Source organism: Kaistia geumhonensis (assembly GCF_030815145.1).
Lineage (GTDB): Bacteria > Pseudomonadota > Alphaproteobacteria > Rhizobiales > Kaistiaceae > Kaistia > Kaistia geumhonensis.
In genome coordinates this window covers 2,175,452-2,192,769 of the sequence record NZ_JAUSWJ010000001.1, presented here as the reverse complement: position 1 = coordinate 2,192,769, position 17,318 = coordinate 2,175,452, and the positions used below count along the sequence as shown (strand labels likewise).

The 17,318-nt window shown below is 69.8% G+C and carries 11 protein-coding genes; all 11 read left to right on the top strand.

Features of this window, described 5'->3' with window-relative positions:
• The first annotated feature begins 2 nt into the window (after window positions 1-2).
• Window positions 3-818: an ImuA family protein gene (locus QO015_RS10405; RefSeq protein WP_266279593.1), complete on the top strand. Its 816-nt coding sequence runs from the start codon at window positions 3-5 to the stop codon at window positions 816-818.
• Complete coding sequence (locus QO015_RS10400) at window positions 709-2,274, top strand: Y-family DNA polymerase (RefSeq protein ID WP_266279594.1); 1,566 nt, start codon at window positions 709-711, stop codon at window positions 2,272-2,274. Before QO015_RS10405 ends, QO015_RS10400 begins: the two co-directional genes overlap by 110 nt.
• Window positions 2,271-5,546: an error-prone DNA polymerase gene (locus tag QO015_RS10395; RefSeq protein ID WP_266279596.1), complete on the top strand. Its 3,276-nt coding sequence runs from the start codon at window positions 2,271-2,273 to the stop codon at window positions 5,544-5,546. Before QO015_RS10400 ends, QO015_RS10395 begins: the two co-directional genes overlap by 4 nt.
• A gap of 66 nt (window positions 5,547-5,612) precedes the next feature.
• Complete coding sequence (uxuA, locus tag QO015_RS10390) at window positions 5,613-6,809, top strand: mannonate dehydratase (protein WP_266279598.1); 1,197 nt, start codon at window positions 5,613-5,615, stop codon at window positions 6,807-6,809.
• Between the two features lie 331 nt (window positions 6,810-7,140).
• Entirely contained in the window at window positions 7,141-7,779 is a 639-nt protein-coding gene (locus QO015_RS10385; RefSeq protein ID WP_266279599.1) for a TetR/AcrR family transcriptional regulator, read from the top strand.
• A 70-nt stretch (window positions 7,780-7,849) separates the two neighbouring features.
• A complete protein-coding gene (locus QO015_RS10380; RefSeq protein ID WP_266279601.1) occupies window positions 7,850-9,121 on the top strand; it encodes an efflux RND transporter periplasmic adaptor subunit in 1,272 nt (423 codons plus the stop codon).
• Window positions 9,118-12,630, top strand: a complete 3,513-nt coding sequence (locus QO015_RS10375; protein ID WP_266279602.1) for an efflux RND transporter permease subunit — start codon at window positions 9,118-9,120, stop codon at window positions 12,628-12,630. Before QO015_RS10380 ends, QO015_RS10375 begins: the two co-directional genes overlap by 4 nt.
• Before the next feature lie 257 nt (window positions 12,631-12,887).
• A complete protein-coding gene (locus tag QO015_RS10370) occupies window positions 12,888-13,934 on the top strand; it encodes a LacI family DNA-binding transcriptional regulator (RefSeq protein ID WP_266279603.1) in 1,047 nt (348 codons plus the stop codon).
• Window positions 13,931-14,938, top strand: a complete 1,008-nt coding sequence (locus QO015_RS10365) for a Gfo/Idh/MocA family protein (protein WP_266279605.1) — start codon at window positions 13,931-13,933, stop codon at window positions 14,936-14,938. The genes QO015_RS10370 and QO015_RS10365 overlap by 4 nt, the downstream gene beginning before the upstream one ends.
• The gene (locus QO015_RS10360; RefSeq protein ID WP_266279606.1) at window positions 14,935-16,530 is read left to right on the top strand and encodes an acyl CoA:acetate/3-ketoacid CoA transferase; all 1,596 of its coding nucleotides are present in this window, start codon (window positions 14,935-14,937) and stop codon (window positions 16,528-16,530) included. The genes QO015_RS10365 and QO015_RS10360 overlap by 4 nt, the downstream gene beginning before the upstream one ends.
• Window positions 16,523-17,317 carry an enoyl-CoA hydratase/isomerase family protein gene (locus QO015_RS10355; protein WP_266279608.1) on the top strand — a complete coding sequence of 265 codons (795 nt, stop codon included), beginning with the start codon at window positions 16,523-16,525 and terminating at the stop codon, window positions 17,315-17,317. The genes QO015_RS10360 and QO015_RS10355 overlap by 8 nt, the downstream gene beginning before the upstream one ends.
• Window position 17,318: the final 1 nt, after the last annotated feature.

The following is a 17,318-nucleotide window of genomic DNA, read 5'->3' as shown; positions in this document are numbered from 1 at the left end:
TGATGGACGGCAAGTCAACGGCGAGAGCCTGCATCGAGGCGTTGCGGCGGCAGGTCGCGGCGATCGAGGCCGGCGGCGCGGAAGGTGAGGGCGAGGCGGCGCGGCGCGTGTCGCTCGATCGCGGCGCGGTGGACGCCGCGCTCGGCGGCGGGCTGCGCGCCGGCATGCTGCACGAGGTCATCCCCGACGCGATTGCCGATGCGCCCGCCTCGTCCGGCTTCGCGCTCGCGCTCGCCCTCGTCGCCGCGGCGAAGGGGGAGCCGATCCTCTGGGTGCGCACGAGGGCCGCGGCGCGGGAAACCGGCACGCTGCATGCCGACGGGCTCGCGGCGCTGGGGCTCGATCCGGCGCGCCTCGTGCTGGTTCATCTCGACGGCGCGGTCCCGGTGCTCAGCGCGGGTGTCGACATCGCCCGCTGCACGGCGCTCGGCGCCGCGATCCTCGAGCTCTGGGGCGATCCGAAGGCGCTCGACCTCACCTCCGAGCGGCGCCTGCTGCTCGCGGCCGAGCAGTCGGGCGTCACCGTCATCCTGCTCCGGCCCGGCGCCCGCGCCGCGCCCGGCGGCGTCGAGACGCGGTGGAGCGTCGCCTCCGGCCCGTCCCGCGCCCTGCCGATGAATGCACCGGGGCCGCCGACCTTCGATCTCAAGCTGCTGCGCCATCGCCACGGGCCGCCCGCCGGCCCCTGGCGTCTCGAATGGAACCGCGATGAGCAACGCTTCCAGCCCCCGCCGCTATTGCGCGATCCTGATGCCGTTCCTCGCTTCGGATCGCTTGCGCCGGATTCCCGGGGCGCCCTTCGCCGCCGCGCCTCCTGAGGCGCCGCTCCTGATCGTCGAGAAGGCGAAGGGGGCGCTCGTCATCGCCGCCTCCGATCCGGCGGCGCGGCGGCTGGGGCTCGCCCCCGGCCTCGCCCTTGCCGAGGCGCGGGCGCGCGTGCCCGATCCGCTCGTCGCCGAGCGCGACGCCGCCGCCGATGCCGCGCTCCTCGAGCGGATCGCCGACTGGTGCGACCGCTATACGCCGCTGGTTGCGGAGGACGGCGAGGCCGCGCTCATGCTCGACATCACCGGCGTCGCGCATCTCTTCGCCGGCGAGGCGGCGCTGCTTCAGGATTGCCTTGCCCGGCTCGCCGCCTTCGGCATCACGGCACGCGGCGCCATCGCCGGGGCGGCGGACGCGGCGCGGGCGCTCGCCCGGGCCCGGCCGGGGAGCGTCGTGCCCGCCGGCCGCGAGGCGGCGGCCGTGCGCAACCTGCCGGTTGCCCTGATCGGCCTCGATGCCGCGGCGACGACGGCGCTGCTGCGGGCCGGCCTCAAGACGATCGGCGATCTCATCGACCGGCCGCGCGCGCCGCTCGCCGCCCGCTTCGGCGCCGACTGCGTCGCGCGGCTCGCCCGGCTCACCGGCCTTGCCCATCGCCCGATCTCGCCGCGCCGGCTCGTTCCGGTCGCGCTGGCCGAGCGCATCTTCTTCGAGCCGATCGCCCGCACCGAGGATATCGAGGCCACCCTCGCGGGTCTCGCCGCCGATGTCGCGCGCCTGCTCGAAAAGCGCGGCGAGGGCGGCCGCCGCTTCGAGGCCGTCTTCTACCGCGTCGACGGCCATGTGCGCCGCATCGCCGTCGCGACCACCCGGCCGAACCGCGATCCGAAGGCGATCCTGACCCTCTTCCGCGAGCGGCTGGCCGCCTTGTCCGATCCGCTGGAAGCCGGCTTCGGTTTCGATCTCGTCCGCCTCGGCTCCTTCGAGACCGAGCCCTTCGCCGAGGTGGCGACCAGCCTCGACGGCCGCGCCCGGGCCGAGGATGCGGTCGCCGATCTGGTCGACCGGCTCGGCGCCCGCTTCGGGCCGGAGCATGTGCTGCGCTTCCTGCCGCAGGATACGCATCTTCCCGAGCGGCGCGCCCGCCTCGTCCCGGTGCTTTCGGCGGTCGGCGCATCGGGTGGCTGGGAGGATGCGGTTCCCTCCGGCGAGCCGCCGCTGCGGCCGCTCAGCCTCTTCGATCCGCCCGAGCCGGTCGAGGCGCTGGCCGAGGTTCCGGACGGGCCGCCGCTCCGCTTCCGCTGGCGCCGCGTGCTGCACAAGGTGGCGCGGGCGGAGGGGCCGGAACGGATCGCGCCCGAATGGTGGCGCATGGCCGACGACACGCTCGACCGCGACTATTACCGCGTCGAGGACGAGGAGGGCCGCCGCTTCTGGCTCTATCGCGAGGGCCTCTGGGGCGACGCGGCGGCCGGGCCGCGCTGGTACATGCACGGGCTCTTCGCATGAGCGGGCCGCCCTTCGCCTATGCCGAGCTCGCGGCGATGAGCAATTTCTCCTTCCTGGAAGGCGGTTCGCATCCGGGCGAACTCGTGGCGCGCGCCTATGGCCTCGGCCTTGCCGGCATCGGCATCGCCGATCGCAACAGCTTCGCCGGCATTGTCAGGGCGCATGCCGCCTGGACGAGCGAGGAGATCGGCAATCCGCGCGCCGCGGGCTTCCGCCTCGTGGTCGGCGTGCGCCTCGGCTTTCGCGACGGAACGCCCGATATCATCGCCTATCCGACCGACCTTCCCGCCTATTCGCGGCTCTGCCAGATGCTGAGCCTCGGCAAAAGGCGGGCGCCGAAGGGCGAATGCCATCTCGATCGCGATGATCTCGCGGCCCATGTCGAGGGCTCGCTGCTGATCGTGATGCCGCCGGAAAGGCCCGGCGACGACTTCGCCGCCATGCTCGGCGCCATCGCCGGCCTCGCGCCGGGGCGCTGCTTCCTCGCCGCCGCGATGCGCCGCCGCGGCGACGACCGCCGCCGCCTCGCCGCGATGGCGGATGTCGCGCAAAGGACCGGAGTGCCGCTCCTCGCCGTCAACGACGTGCTCTATCACGGCCCGGAGCGGCGACCGCTGCAGGACGTGCTCACCTGCATCCGCGAGAAGACGACGATCGAGAAGGCGGGCCGGCGGCTCGAGGCGAATGCCGAGCGGCATCTGAAGGACGGCGAGGAGATGGCGCGGCTCTTCCGCGACCGGCCGGGCGCCGTCGCCGAGACGCTGCGGTTCCTGTCGCGCATCACCTTCACGCTCGACGAGATCCAGTACGAATACCCGCACGAACCGGTGCCGCCCGGCGTGACGCCGCAGGCCCATCTCGAAACGCTGGCCTGGGCCGGCGCGCGCGAGCGCTTCCCCGGCGGCATTCCGGACGGCATCCGCGACGGGCTCGCCAAGGAACTGGCGCTCATCGCGCAGCTCGATTACCCGGCCTATTTCCTCACGGTGCACGACATCGTCAGCTTCGCGAAGAGCGTCGGCATCCTCTGCCAGGGACGCGGCTCGGCCGCCAATTCGACGGTCTGCTACTGCCTCGGCATCACCTCGGTGAGCCCGGCCGAGCACCAGCTGCTCTTCGAGCGCTTCCTCTCGGCCGAGCGGCGCGAGCCCCCCGATATCGACGTCGATTTCGAGCATGAGCGGCGCGAGGAGGTGATCCAGTACATCTATCGCCGCTACCACATCTCGCATGCGGCGATCTGCGCCACGGTGATTTCCTATCGCACCAAGAGCGCCATCCGCGAGGTCGGCAAGGCGCTGGGCCTTTCGGAGGACGTCATCCAGGCGCTGGGCGGCACGGTCTGGGGCGGCGGCTGGGGCTCGGCGCTGCAGGAAAAGCATGTACGCGAGGCGGGGCTCGATCCGCGGAACAGGGTCGTCGCCCGTGCCGTGGAACTTGCCGAGGCGCTGCGCGGCTTCCCGCGCCATCTCTCGCAGCATGTCGGCGGCTTCGTGCTGACCCGCCACCCGCTCAACGATCTCGTGCCGAGCGGGCCTGCCGCGATGGAGGGGCGCAGCTTCATCGAATGGGACAAGGATGACATCGATGTCGTGAAGATGATGAAGGTCGACGTGCTCGGCCTCGGCATGCTGACCTGCATCCGCAAGGCCTTCGACCTGATCGCGGCGACGGAGGGCAAGCGCTACGAGCTGCACACCGTGAAGCCGGGCGATCCGGCGGTCTATGCCATGCTTCAGAAGGGGGACTCGATCGGTGTCTTCCAGGTCGAGAGCCGCGCGCAGATGAACATGCTGCCGCGCCTCAGGCCGAAGGAATTCTACGATCTCGTCATCCAGGTGGCGATCGTGCGGCCGGGGCCGATCCAGGGCGACATGGTGCATCCCTATCTGCGCCGCCGGCAGGGCCTCGAGGATGTGAGCTATCCTTCGCCTTCACCGGCGCATGGCCCGGCGGACGAACTGAAGCAGGTGCTCGGCCGCACGCTCGGCGTGCCGCTCTTCCAGGAGCAGGCGATGAAGATGGCGATGGTCGCCGCGCGCTTCACGCCCGACCAGGCCAACGGGCTGCGCCGGGCGATGGCCACCTTCCGCCACAACGGCACCATCCACAAATACGAGGCGATGATGGTGGAGGGCATGGTGCGGCGAGGCTACGACCGCGCCTTCGCCGAACGCTGCTTCAGCCAGATCAAGGGCTTCGGCGAATATGGCTTTCCCGAAAGCCATGCGGCGAGCTTCGCGCGGCTCGTCTATGTCTCCGCCTATATCAAGTGCCACTACCCGGCCGCCTTCGCCGCCGCGCTGCTGAACGCGCAGCCCATGGGCTTCTATGCCCCGGCGCAGATCGTGCGCGATGCCGCCGAGCATGGCGTGCCGATCCATCCCGTCGATGTCGCGGCGAGCTCATGGGACAACACGCTGAAGCGCGCTGCGGACGGCGTCGTCGCGCTGCGGCTCGGCTTCCGCCAGATCGACGGCTTCCGCGAGGACTGGGCGGAGCGGATCGCGGCGGCCAGGGACGCGGCATCCGGCGGCAGCTTCGCCGATTTCGACGGTTTCGTGCGCGCGACGCGGCTGGAGCGGCGGGCCTATGAGAAGCTCGCCGATGCCGACGCCTTCCGCTCGCTCGGCCTCGACCGCCGCGCGGCGCTGTGGAATGTCCGCCGCCTGCCGGGCGACGCGCCGCTGCCGCTTTTCGCCGCTGCCGATGCGGCCGAACTCGGCCGCGAGAGCGATGCGCCGCTGCCGGTGATGCCGCTGTCCGAGCATGTCGTCGCGGACTACCAGACGCTGCGCCTGTCGCTGAAGGCGCATCCGATGTCCTTCCTGCGCGACGACTATCGCCGCGAGCGCATCCTCTCGGCGGCGGAGACGGTATCGCTCGCCGACGGGGCGCGGGCGCGCATGGCCGGCATCGTCCTGGTGCGGCAGCGGCCCGGCAAGGGCAATGTCGTGTTCATGACGCTGGAGGACGAGACGGGCGTCACCAATATCGTCGTCTGGACGCGCATGTTCGACCGCTATCGCCGCGTCATCCTCGGCGCCCGGCTGCTGCTCGTCGAGGGGCGCATCCAGAAGAGCCCGGAAGGCATCGTCCATCTCGTCGCCGGCCATCTCGTCGACAGGACCGGCGATCTCGCGCGGCTCTCGGAGGACCACAAGGCGAAGCTGCAGCTCTCCCGCGCCGACGAATTCCTGCACCCGCAATATCCGCGCGGCGGCCATCCCCGGAACGTCCGCGTCATCCCGAAATCGCGCGACTTCCATTGAGGCGGGGCTGGACAGCGCCGCCGCGCCGGCTATCCCTTGTCGCGGCAATCCGGGAGGACGAAAAGAATGGAACAGTGCTGGCGTTGGTTCGGGCCGAACGATCCGGTAACCCTCGATCATGTGAAGCAGGCCGGCGCCACCGGCATCGTCACGGCGCTGCATCACATCTATGACGGCCGCGCCTGGACGAGCGAGGATGTCGCGGAGCGCAAGGCGATCATCGAGAAGGCCGGGCTCAGGTGGAGCGTCTGCGAGTCGATCCCGGTCCCGTCCGAGATCAAGCTGCGCTCGGGCGCCTTCCGTGAGAAGATCGACAACTGGAAGAAGAGCCTCGAAAGCCTCGGCAAGGCCGGCATTCCGGTCGTCTGCTACAACTTCATGCCCGTCGTCGACTGGACGCGCACCGATCTCATGTTCCGCCGGCCGACCGGCGGCTATGCGCTGCGCTTCGACATGCCGGATTTCGTCGCCTATGACGTCCATGTCCTGAAGCGGCCGAATGCGAGCGCCTCCTATTCCGACGCACTGAACGTCGAGGCCGAGCGCCGCGCGAAGGCGATGGACGACGCGGCCGTCCGCCGGCTGGAGACCAACATCATCGCCGGCCTGCCGGGCGGCGAGGACAGCTATACCCGCGAGGGCATCGCAAGGCAGATCGCCCGCTTCGACGGCCTCGGCGACGCCGAGATGCGCGAGCATCTGATCGAATTCGTGCGCGAGGTGGCGCCGCTCGCCGAGGAGCTCGGCGTCCGGCTCGGCATCCATGCCGACGACCCGCCCTTCTCGCTGTTCGGCCTGCCGCGCGTCGTCTCCACGGCCGAGGATACGCGCACGCTGCTCTCGGCGGTCGACATCACCGCCAACGGGCTGACGCTCTGCGCCGGCTCCTATGGCGCCCGCGCCGACAACGATCTCCCCGCCATGGCCGAGGAATTCGGGCCGCGCGTCCATTTCGTGCATCTGCGCAACGTCACGCGCGAGGCGGACGGCTCCTTCTTCGAGGACGACCATCTCGCCGGCGGCACCGACATGGTGAAGCTGATCGGGGCCCTCATCCGTGAGGAACGCCGCCGCGCCGCCGAGGGCCGAACGGATACCGCGATCCCGATGCGCCCCGATCATGGCCATCTGCTGGTCGACGACATCGACAAGGTCGAGGCCGGCCTCAAGGTCAATCCCGGCTATTCCTGCATCGGCCGCCTCAAGGGGCTCGCCGAGCTGCGCGGCGTCATGGCGGCGGTGGACCAGCTGATGCCGGCTTGAGCCCTCCGGTCGTTTAGGAGCCCCCCTCTCCATCTCTCCCCCGCTCTCGCGGGAGAGAGGGCCGGTTTCGCGCTTCATGGATGCTGTGCCCTCCCGGTCCAGCCTCCTCATCTCCCTCTCCCGCTCAGCGGGGCGCCGGGGAGGGGGGCTCTTCCTCTTTTGACCTCCCGAACGTTCCACCGTTGAAACAGGAGCCGCCCTCGAAGCGGGCAGTTGCAGGCGGATTCTGCTCAATCTTCGGTCGCATCCCCCCTCCGCGAAGATTCTTCTCGGCCTGTCATTGACTCCTGGCCGGAGCCTCGCCATTTGCTGCGAGCGAATGTTCATTCGCATGGCGGTAAGGGACGAGATGACGGCGGTCGTGGCGGAACAGGGCGGCAGGATGCAGGCGACGCACGAGGAGCGGCGGCGGCAGGTGCTCGACGCGGCGCGGGCCTGCTTCGCCCGATCCGGATTTCGCGGCGCCTCGATGCAGGAGATCTGCGCCGAGGCCAGGATGAGCCCCGGCGCGCTCTACCGCTACTTCCCTTCCAAGGAGGCGATCATCGAGGCGATCGCCGAGGACGAGCGCTGCGATGCCGCGGCGATCGTCGAGACCATGCGCGGCACGGCGCCCTTGATCGACCGGCTCTGCGGCTGCGCGATGGGCTATTTCGCCTTCATGCGCGATGCCGGCGCGTCCAGCCTCATGGCCGAGATCGGCGCCGAAAGCCTCCGGAACAGCACGATCGGCCAGCGCTTCGCCCGCATCGACGACCATGTCCGCGAGACGATCCGCGAGATCTTCGAGGAAGCGATCGCTCGCGGCGAGATCCCGCCGATCGAGGACATGAACGCGACCATCGGCATCACCATGGCCGCCGTCGACGGCATCGCGCTGCGCCAGATTTCCGATCCGGAACTTACGCCGGATCGTATCGAACCCGTCATGCGCCGGCTGATCGCCGGTGTGCTGCAGATCAGGACCTGACGCCAGGGAGGCGGCTCCAGAACCGCCCCGGCCGACCCTCTTGCTAGAAGGCGCCGCTCAGCGGCGGTCGATGATGAGTGATGTGATCCGCCTGGCGGTCTCCGCCGCGATTGCCGCCTTCCTGGCCGGCGCTTCCGTCCTGCTGCTCGGCGCGCCCGCCTTCGGCGCGGAGCCCGCGCCGGCCGCGGCGACGGCCCGTCCGCCCGCCATCACCGTCGCCCCCGCCGCGCGCGGCACCGTGGTGGACAGCGAGACGGCGGTCGGATCGCTGGTCCCGCGCGAGGAGGTGCTGGTCGGCATCGATCTCGACGGGTTCCGCCTCGTCGCGGTCGAGGCCGAGGAAGGCGACCGCGTCGCGGCCGGCCAGGTGCTGGCGCGGCTCGATGCCGATACGCTGAACGTCCTGCTCGCCCAGAACACCTCGCAGATCGCCCGCGCCGATGCCGCCATCGCGCAGGCGAAGAGCCAGATCGCCGAGGCCGTGGCGACGGAGGTCGAGGCCAAGGCCGCGCTCGACCGCAGCGCCTCGCTGAAGGAGAAGGGCTTCGCCGCAGACGCCACGCTCGACCAGCGCCGCTCGGCTGCCGATGCCGCGACGGCCCGCCGGGCCGCCGCCGAGCAGGGGCTCGCCGCCGCCGAGGCCGATAAGGCGCTGACCGGGGCACAGCGCCGGGAGCTTGAGCTCCGTCTGGCGAAGACCGAGATCAAGGCGCCGACCGCCGGTATCGTCCTGTCGCGCAACGCCCGCATCGGCGCGGTCGTGTCCGGTGCCGGCGAGCCGCTGTTCCGCATCGCCGAGGACGGCGCCATCGAACTCGAGGCCGAGGTTCCCGAAACGGCGCTCGCCCGCATCGCCGTCGGCCAGACCGCCGCGATCCATGTCGCCGGCTCCAGCGCGGTCATCCCGGGCATGGTCCGCCTCGTCTCGCCGCGCATCGACGCCGCCTCGCGGCTCGGCCGCGTCCGCATTGCGCTCCCCGCCGATGCCGCGGTGACCGTCGGCGCCTTCGCGCGTGCCACCATCGAGATCGCCCGCCATGACGGCATCGCGCTGCCGCAATCGGCCATCGTGACCGTCGCCGGCAAGCCGACCGCGCAGGTCGTGGTCGACGGACGCATCGAGACGCGCAGCCTCGAGACCGGCATTTCCGGCGAGGGCCTCGTCGAGGTCCGCTCCGGCGTCAAGGAAGGCGAGCAGGTCGTGCTGCGCGCCGGCACCTTCGTGCGCGACGGCGACCAGGTGACGCCGGTGCCCGCCAAGGATGGCGCGTCCGGCGGCGCATCGGGCGAGCCGGCGGCCGCGAGTTCAGCGGCGACTGAGGCCGAAGGAGTGAAGGGATGAACTGGAACTTCTCCGCCTGGTCGATCCGCAACCCGGTTCCGCCGATCCTCCTCTTCGTCGTCCTGATCGCGCTTGGGCTCTACTCCTTCTTCCATCTGCCGATCACGAAGTTCCCGAACATCGACGTGCCGGTCATCTCGGTGACGGTGACCGATGTCGGGTCGGCGCCGGCCGAGCTCGAGACGCAGGTGACCAAGAAGGTCGAGGATGCCATCGCCGGCATCTCGGGCGTCAAGCACATGACCTCGACGGTGACCGACGGGTCCTCGACGACGGCGGTCGAATTCCGCCTCGAGGTCAACACCGACCGGGCGCTCAACGACGTCAAGGACGCGATCGCCAAGATCCGCAGCGACCTGCCGGGCTCGGTCGAGGAGCCGATCATCCAGCGCATCGATGTCGAAGGGCAGTCGATCCAGACCTATGCCGTGACGGCGCCGGCGATGACGCCGGAGGAGCTGTCCTGGTTCGTCGACGATACCGTCATCCGCGACCTGCAGGGGCTCAAGGGCGTCGGCCGTGTCGAGCGCATGGGCGGCGTCACGCGCGAGATCCAGGTGCGCCTCGATCCCGACCGGCTGATGGCGCTCGGCGTCACCGCGGCCGAGGTCTCGCGCCAGCTTCGGGCGACGAATGTCGACCTGTCCGGCGGCCGGGCCGAGGTGGGCGGCCAGGAACAGACCATTCGCACGCTCGCCAATGCCGCCAGCATGGACGATCTCGCGGCGACGCGCATCGTGCTGACGGGCGGCCGCGAGGTCCGCCTCTCCGATCTCGGCACCATCACGGACGGCTACGAGGAGCCGAAATCCTTCGCGCGGCTCGACGGCAAGCCGGTCGTCGCCTTCGCCATCTACCGCGCCAAGGGCGCCAGCGACGCCTCGGTGTCGGAAGTGGTCGCGGCCGAGGTGAAGCAGCTCGGCGAGGCCTATCCGGACGTCGCCTTCAGCCGCATCGACGACAGCGTCTACTACACCTATGGCAACTACGAGAGCGCGATGGACACGCTCGTCGAGGGCGCGATCCTCGCGATCCTCGTCGTGCTCCTCTTCCTGCGCGATATCCGGGCGACGCTGATCGCGGCGATCGCCCTGCCGCTCTCGGCGATCCCGACCTTCTGGGCGCTGTCGATGCTCGGCTTCTCGCTGAACCTCATCAGCCTGCTCGGCATCACGCTGGTCACCGGCATTCTCGTCGACGACGCCATCGTCGAGATCGAGAACATCGTCCGCCATATCCGAACGGGCAAGAAGCCCTATCGCGCGGCGCTCGAGGCCGCCGACGAGATCGGCCTCGCGGTCATCGCGATCTCGGCGACGATCATCGCCATCTTCGCGCCGGTGTCGTTCATGGGCGGCGTCGCCGGCCAGTATTTCAAGCAGTTCGGCCTGACGGTCGCGATCGCGGTGTTCTTCTCGCTGCTGGTGGCACGCCTCATCACGCCGATGATGGCCGCCTTCTTCATGCGCGAACCCTATGTGGGCGACGGCACGGACGGACGGCCGCGCTGGCGGGGCTTCGGCCCGACGCTGCGGCGCCGGGTCGGCGGCTTCGCGATGCTCGGCATCCTGTTCGTCGCGCTGCTGATGCTCGTCGAGACCGCCGGTCCCGCCGCGTCCTGGTGGTCGCCGCTCGCCATGCTCGACGGCATCGCCGCCCGCCTCCTGCCGATGGGCTGGCCGCTGGTGATCGGCGCGACGCTCGCCGTGGTGCTCATCGCGGCGGTCTTCGTTACCTGGCTCGGCCAGCCGCATCCCGAGGAGCATGACGACGGCTTCATCATGCGCCTCTATACGGGGCTGCTGCGCGCGACGCTGTGGCGCCCGCGCATCCCGATGCCCTGGCACCATCAGGTCAACGGCGTCAGCGAGCGCGTCCGCCTGCGCTTCCCGCTGATGCCGCTCGTCACGATCTCGCTCGGCGTCGCCTTCTTCCTCGTCTCCATGAACGCGACGAAGTATCTGCCGACCGGCTTCATCCCGCCGGTGGACGAGGGCCGCATCGTGACGTCGGTGGAACTGCCGCCGGGATCGACGCTCGACGAGACGCAGCGCGTGACCGACGCGATCTCCAGCCTGCTCGGCAAGGTCGAGGGCGTCGCCAGCGTGTTCGTGATGGGCGGCACCTCGCCGACCGGCACGCTCGAGAAGCGCCGCGCGACCGTCGTGCTCAACCTGACGCCGAAGGAGAGCGGCCGGCCGAGCCAGAAGGAACTGCAGCTGATCGTCCAGGACCAGCTCGCCGATGTGCCGGATATCCGGGCCTTCTTCATGAACGAGCGCGGCGATCGTGAAGCGACGGTCGGCATTCTCGGGCGCGACGGCGACGCCGTCGCCACGGCGGCGAGCTCGCTCGAAGCGGCGATGCGCAAGGATCCGATCTTCTCGAATCCGGCCGCGCAGGCCTCCTTCGCCCGTCCCGAGATCCGCATCTCGCCGAAGAGCGACCAGGCCGCCGATCTCGGTATCGCCACCGACGCGATCTCCGAGACGGTGCGCGTCGCCACCATGGGCGATGCCGACAGCCAGCTCGCGAAGTTCACGGATGGCGACCGCCAGATCCCGATCCGCGTCGAGTTCCGCGAAGGGGCGCGCGGCGATCTCAGCCTGTTGCAGGCGCTGCGCGTGCCGACGCCATCCGGCGGTTCCGTCCCGCTGTCCGCGGTCGCCGATATCGGCTTCGGGCAGGGCCCGTCGACGATCGAGCGCTATGATCGCGAGCGGCTGGTCAAGGTCGGGACCGACATGGCCACCGGCTACACGTCGGGCCAGGGCCTCGAGCGCATCCAGGCGCTGCCCGCCGTCAAGGACTTCCCGGCCGGTGTCCGCATCCAGGAGACCGGCGACGCGGAAATCCAGGGCGAGGTCTTCTCCGGCTTCGCGGTCGCGATGGGCGCCGGCATCATGATGGTGTTCGTGGTGCTGATCCTGCTCTTCAACAGCGTGATCCAGCCGATCACCATCCTCGCCTCGCTGCCGCTTTCGGTCGGCGGCGTGGTGGCGGCGCTGCTCATCACCAACAACGCGCTCTCGATGCCCGTGATCATCGGCATCCTGATGCTGATGGGCATCGTGACCAAGAACGCGATCATGCTGGTCGACTTCGCCGTCGAGCGCGAGAAGCACGGCATGGAGCAGACCGCGGCGATCATCGATGCCGGCCGCAAGCGCGCCCGCCCGATCGTCATGACCACCATCGCCATGGCCGCCGGCATGCTGCCGGCCGCCTATGGCGTCGGACAGGGCGGCGAATTCCGCTCGCCCATGGCGATCGCGGTGATCGGCGGCCTGCTCGTCTCGACCGTCCTCTCGCTGGTCTTCATCCCGTCGGTCTACACGATCATGGACGACATCTCGCGTGGCATCGCCGGGCTGTTCCACTGGATCGTGCGGCCGAACCGATCCGACGAGGACGAGACGCCTTCGGCCGGCCCCGAGGCCACCGCCTCGGCCGAGCGCAAGGCCGACGACGCGGAGCAGGCGGCCGCCATGCGCATCGCCGCCGAATAGCGGAACATCCACTAGCGAGGCCGGGCCGCGTCCTTCGGGGCGCGGCCTTCTTTTTTGCCGAAGCGGATCGATTTCGGACTGGCTGAGGCGAATCTGCATTGGAACGTTCCTAATCCGGGTGATGACTTCCGCATCTGTTTGATCGCGAAATCAACCATTCAGGCCGCTTGAGACCGCTCATTCCTCTACCTTGACGTCGGCAGACCGAGGCGCTAGAAAACTGGAACGTTCCAAAAAGAGATCGCGAAAGCCGATCCATGAGCACCCGGGAAACGCCAGCAGGCGCCGCGCGCGTCACCATGATCGACATCGCGCGCCATGCCGGCGTGTCGAAGTCGACGGTGTCGCTCGTCCTGCAGGGAAGCCCGCTGGTGAAGGCCGAGACGCGTGAGAAGGTCGTCGCCGCGATCGAGGCGCTCGGCTATGTCTACAACCGCGGCGCCGCCAATCTGCGCGGCCAGCGCTCCAACATCGTCGGCATGGTCATCAACGACCTCGCCAACCCGTTCTTCGCGGAACTCGCGGTCGGGATCGAGCGCGTCTTCCACGCCGCCGGCTACATCCCGTTCATCGCCAACACGATCGAGAACCCGAAGCGGCAGGGCGAGGTGCTTCGCTCGATGTCGGAGCACGATATCGCCGGGCTCATCATCTGCCCGGCGCGCGGCACGCGTCCGTCCGACATCGAGACCATGGCCCAGCTCGGCGTGCCGGTCGTGCTCGCCATGCGGCGTCTCGCCGGCCCGCGCTATTCCTCGGTCACGCCGGATAACCTGCGCGGCGCGCGCCGCGCGACCGAGCATCTGCTGGCGCTCGGCCACCGGCGCATCGCCTTCTTCGGCGGCTACAGCGACATGATCGCCCAGAACGACCGCTGCGGCGGTTACCAGGCGGCGCTCGCGGCGGCGGGCCTGCCCGTCGATCCGATGCTCGTGATCGAGGGGCCGCCCAATCGCGAATGCGGCCAGAACGCCATCGGCCATGTGCTCGACATGGCCGCGCCGCCGACCGCCGCGCTCTGCTTCAACGACGTCGTCGCCTTTGGCGTCCTCAGCGGGCTCGAGCGGCGCGGCCTCGCTGCCGGCCGCGACTTCGCGCTGGTCGGTTTCGACGACGTGGCCGAGGCACGCCACACCAATCCGCCGCTCACGACCGTCCATGTCGATACCGGCGCGCTCGGCGAGCGTGCCGCCCATCAGGTGCTGCGCATGATCCACGGCGATGCGCGGCCCGAGGAATTCGTCAGCGATGTCGATCTCGTCGTCAGGGCGAGCTGCGGCGCCGCAACCGGGAGACTGCAATGACCACCATCCGCTGGGGCCTCGTCGGCGCCTCCAACATCGCCCGCGAGCATGTGATCAACGCCATCCGCGCCAATGGCGGCGAGGTGGTCTCGGTCATGAGCGCGGATGCCGGCCGCGCCAACGCCTATGCGGCGGCGAACGGCATTCCCTCGGCGACCGACAGCCTCGACGCGCTGCTCTCGCGCGACGATGTCGATGCCGTCTACATCTCGACGACCAACGAGCTTCATCGCGACCAGGCGCTCGCCGCCGCCAGGGCGGGCAAGCATATCCTCTGCGAGAAGCCGCTCGCCCTCGATCTTTCCGACGCCCATCGCATGGTCGACGCGGCCCGCGCGGCCGGTGTCGTCTTCGCGACCAACCATCATCTGAGGAATGCCGGCGCCCATCGCGCGATGCGCACCGCGATCGCCGAAGGGCGCATCGGCCGGCCGCTCGCCGCGCGCGTCTTCCATGCCGTGTTCCTGCCGCCCTTCCTGCAGGGCTGGCGCATCAACGCGCCGGCGGCCGGCGGTGGCGTCATTCTCGACATCGCCGTGCATGACGCGGACACGCTGCGCTTCGTGCTGCAGGACGAGCCGGAGAGCGTCGTCGCGATGACGCAGAGCGGCGGCATGGGCGAAGGCGGCCTCGCCGACGCGGTGATGACGACGGTGACGTTCCGCTCCGGCCTCATCGCGCAGACGCATGACGCCTTCACCGCGAAATATGCCGGGACCGGATTCGAGGTGCACGGCACCGAGGGCTCGCTGATCGCGCGCGACGTGATGACCCAAAAGCCGGTGGGCTCGGTCGTGCTGCGCAACGAGAGCGGCGAGCATGTGATCGATTTCGACCGCGGCGACCTTTATGTCCGCGCGCTCGGCGCCTTCCACGGCGCAGTCCGCGGCGAGGGCGAGCCGGCTGCGACGGGCGAGGACGGCATCCGCTCGCTCGCCTTCGGCCTCGCCGTCGCCGAGGCGGCGAAGACCGGCGGCACGGTCAAGGTGGAGACCGGGCTGTGATCGCAAGCAAGGTCATCTCGGCCGATGCGGCGGCGGCGCTCATTCCCGACGACGCGGTCGTGACCGTCTCCTCGGCGAGCGCGCTCGGCTGCCCGGATGCGACGCTCGCCGCGATCGGCCGCGTCTTCGAGGCGACGGGCCATCCGAAGAACCTGACGATGCTGCACCCGATCGCCGCCGGCGACATGTCGGGCATCAAGGGCATCGACCATATCGCGAAGCGAGGCCTCCTCGGCCGGATCATTGCCGGCTCGTATCCCTCCGGCCCGTCCTCGGCCGAGCCGCCCGCGATCTGGCGCATGATCGGCGAGAACGCCATTCCCGCCTGGAATATCCCGTCGGGCATCATGTTCGACATGCATCGCGAGGCAGCGGCCAAGCGGCCGGGCGTCATCACCAAGGTCGGGCTCGACACCTTCGCCGATCCCCGCCGCCATGGCTGCGCCATGAACGCGGCGGCGGCCTCGGAGCCTGTCGTCGAGGTGATCGATTTCCGCGGCGAGGAATGGCTGTTCTTCCCGGCCATCGTGCCGAGCGTCGCGATCATCCGCGCCACGACGGCCGACGAGCGCGGCAATCTCTCCTTCGAGCACGAGGGCGCCTATCTCGGCCCGCTCGATCAGGCGCTCGCCGTGCGCAACAATGGCGGCATCGTCATCGCGCAGGTGAAGCGGATCACCCGCGCCGGCACGCTGAAGCCCTTCGCCGTGCACGTGCCCGGCGTGCTGGTCGACCATATCGTCGTCGCGCCGGACCAGTGGCAGACCTGCCAGACGCCGTATGAACCGGCGATTTCCGGCGAGATCTCCCGGCCCCTCGACAGTTTCGAGATCCCGCCCTTCGATATCGCCAAGGTCATCGCGCGCCGCGTCGCGCTGGAGCTCAAGGCAGGCTGGGCGGTCAATATCGGCTTCGGCATCTCGGCCAATGTGCCGCGCATCCTCATCGACGAGGCGCGGCATGGCGATGTCACCTGGGTTATCGAGCAGGGCGCCGTCGGCGGCGTGCCGCTCCTGGATTTCCAGTTCGGCTGCGCCTCGAATGCCGAGGCGATCGTGCCGAGCCCGCAGCAGTTCGTCTATTTCCAGGGCGGCGGCTTCGACTGCTCGCTGCTCTCCTTCCTGCAGATCGACGCCTCGGGATCGGTCAATGTCTCCCGCCTCTCTGCCCGTCCGCATGTGACGGCCGGCGCCGGCGGCTTCGTCGACATCACGGCGCGCGCAAGGCGCATCATCTTCTCGGGCTATTTCAACGCCGGCGCAAAGTTCTCGATCGAGGACGGCGCGGTGCGCATCGAGAAGGAAGGCAAGGTCAAGAAGCTGGTCCAGGAGGTTGAGCATGTCTCCTTCTCCGGCCGCCGCGCGGTCGCGCAGGGGCAGGAGATCCTCTACGTCACCGAACGCTGCGTGATGCGGCTCACGGCGGAGGGCGTCGAGGTCATCGAGATCGCCCCCGGCTTCGACCTGGAGCGCGACATCCTCCGCCAGTCCGAGTTCCCGCTCCGCGTCGCGAAGGACCTGAAGGTCACGCCGGAACGGCTCTATTGGCCGGAGAAGATCGGCCTCTCGCTGGATGGAGCCTCCCATGGCTGAGGCAAGGAGCGCCGGGGCGCGCATCAGGAGCGAGGTCGACGGCGCCGTCGCCGTGCTGACGCTCGACCGGCCGGAAAAGCTCAACGCGCTCGATCAGACCATGATGGCCGGCATCGAGGCCTGGGTGGAGGCGACGGAGGCGGATCGCGCGGTGCGCGCCGCCGTCATCACCGGCGCCGGCGAGAAGGCCTTTTCCGCCGGCGGCGACATCGCCGCCTGGGCCGGGCTCGATCCCGTCGACTTCATGCGTGGCTGGATCCGCACCGGTCACCGCGTGTTCGACCGCCTCGCACGGCTGCGGCAGCCGCTCGTCGCCTGCCTCAACGGCCACGCTTTTGGCGGCGGCCTCGAACTCGCCGCGACGGCCGACCTGATCGTCATGGAGGCACATGGCCGTATCGGGCTGCCGGAGACGGGGCTGGCCATGGTGCCGGGCTGGTCGGGCACGCAGCGCCTCGTCCGGCGCTACGGCTCGCGGGTGGTGAAGCGCATGGCGCTCGCCGGCGAGATGTTCGGCGCCGAGGAGGCACTTGCGCTCGGGCTCGTCGACAAGGTCGTGCCGAAGGGCGAGGGGCTCGCCGCCGCGAAGGCGCTGGCCGCATCGATCGCATCGCGCGGTCCGGTCGCCGTCCAGGTGACCAAGCAACTCATCAATGCCGCCGAAGGCGAAGAGGAGGCCGCGGCGATCGAATCCGTCGCCGGTGCCCTCGTCGCCTTCACTCATGACCTGAAGGAAGGCGCCGCCAGCTTCCGCGAGAAGCGGCCGGCCCATTTCGAGGATCGCTGAC

Bases quoted from the DNA above. Each gene is read 5' to 3' on its own strand.
- QO015_RS10405 (WP_266279593.1), top strand. From the start codon at position 3: ATGGACGGCAAGTCAACGGCGAGAGCCTGCATCGAGGCGTTGCGGCGG.
- QO015_RS10395 (WP_266279596.1), top strand. From the start codon at position 2,271: ATGAGCGGGCCGCCCTTCGCCTATGCCGAGCTCGCGGCGATGAGCAAT.
- QO015_RS10385 (WP_266279599.1), top strand. From the start codon at position 7,141: ATGGCGGTAAGGGACGAGATGACGGCGGTCGTGGCGGAACAGGGCGGC.
- QO015_RS10400 (WP_266279594.1), top strand. From the start codon at position 709: ATGAGCAACGCTTCCAGCCCCCGCCGCTATTGCGCGATCCTGATGCCG.
- QO015_RS10370 (WP_266279603.1), top strand. From the start codon at position 12,888: ATGAGCACCCGGGAAACGCCAGCAGGCGCCGCGCGCGTCACCATGATC.
- uxuA (WP_266279598.1), top strand. From the start codon at position 5,613: ATGGAACAGTGCTGGCGTTGGTTCGGGCCGAACGATCCGGTAACCCTC.
- QO015_RS10365 (WP_266279605.1), top strand. From the start codon at position 13,931: ATGACCACCATCCGCTGGGGCCTCGTCGGCGCCTCCAACATCGCCCGC.
- QO015_RS10375 (WP_266279602.1), top strand. From the start codon at position 9,118: ATGAACTGGAACTTCTCCGCCTGGTCGATCCGCAACCCGGTTCCGCCG.
- QO015_RS10355 (WP_266279608.1), top strand. From the start codon at position 16,523: ATGGCTGAGGCAAGGAGCGCCGGGGCGCGCATCAGGAGCGAGGTCGAC.
- QO015_RS10380 (WP_266279601.1), top strand. From the start codon at position 7,850: ATGATGAGTGATGTGATCCGCCTGGCGGTCTCCGCCGCGATTGCCGCC.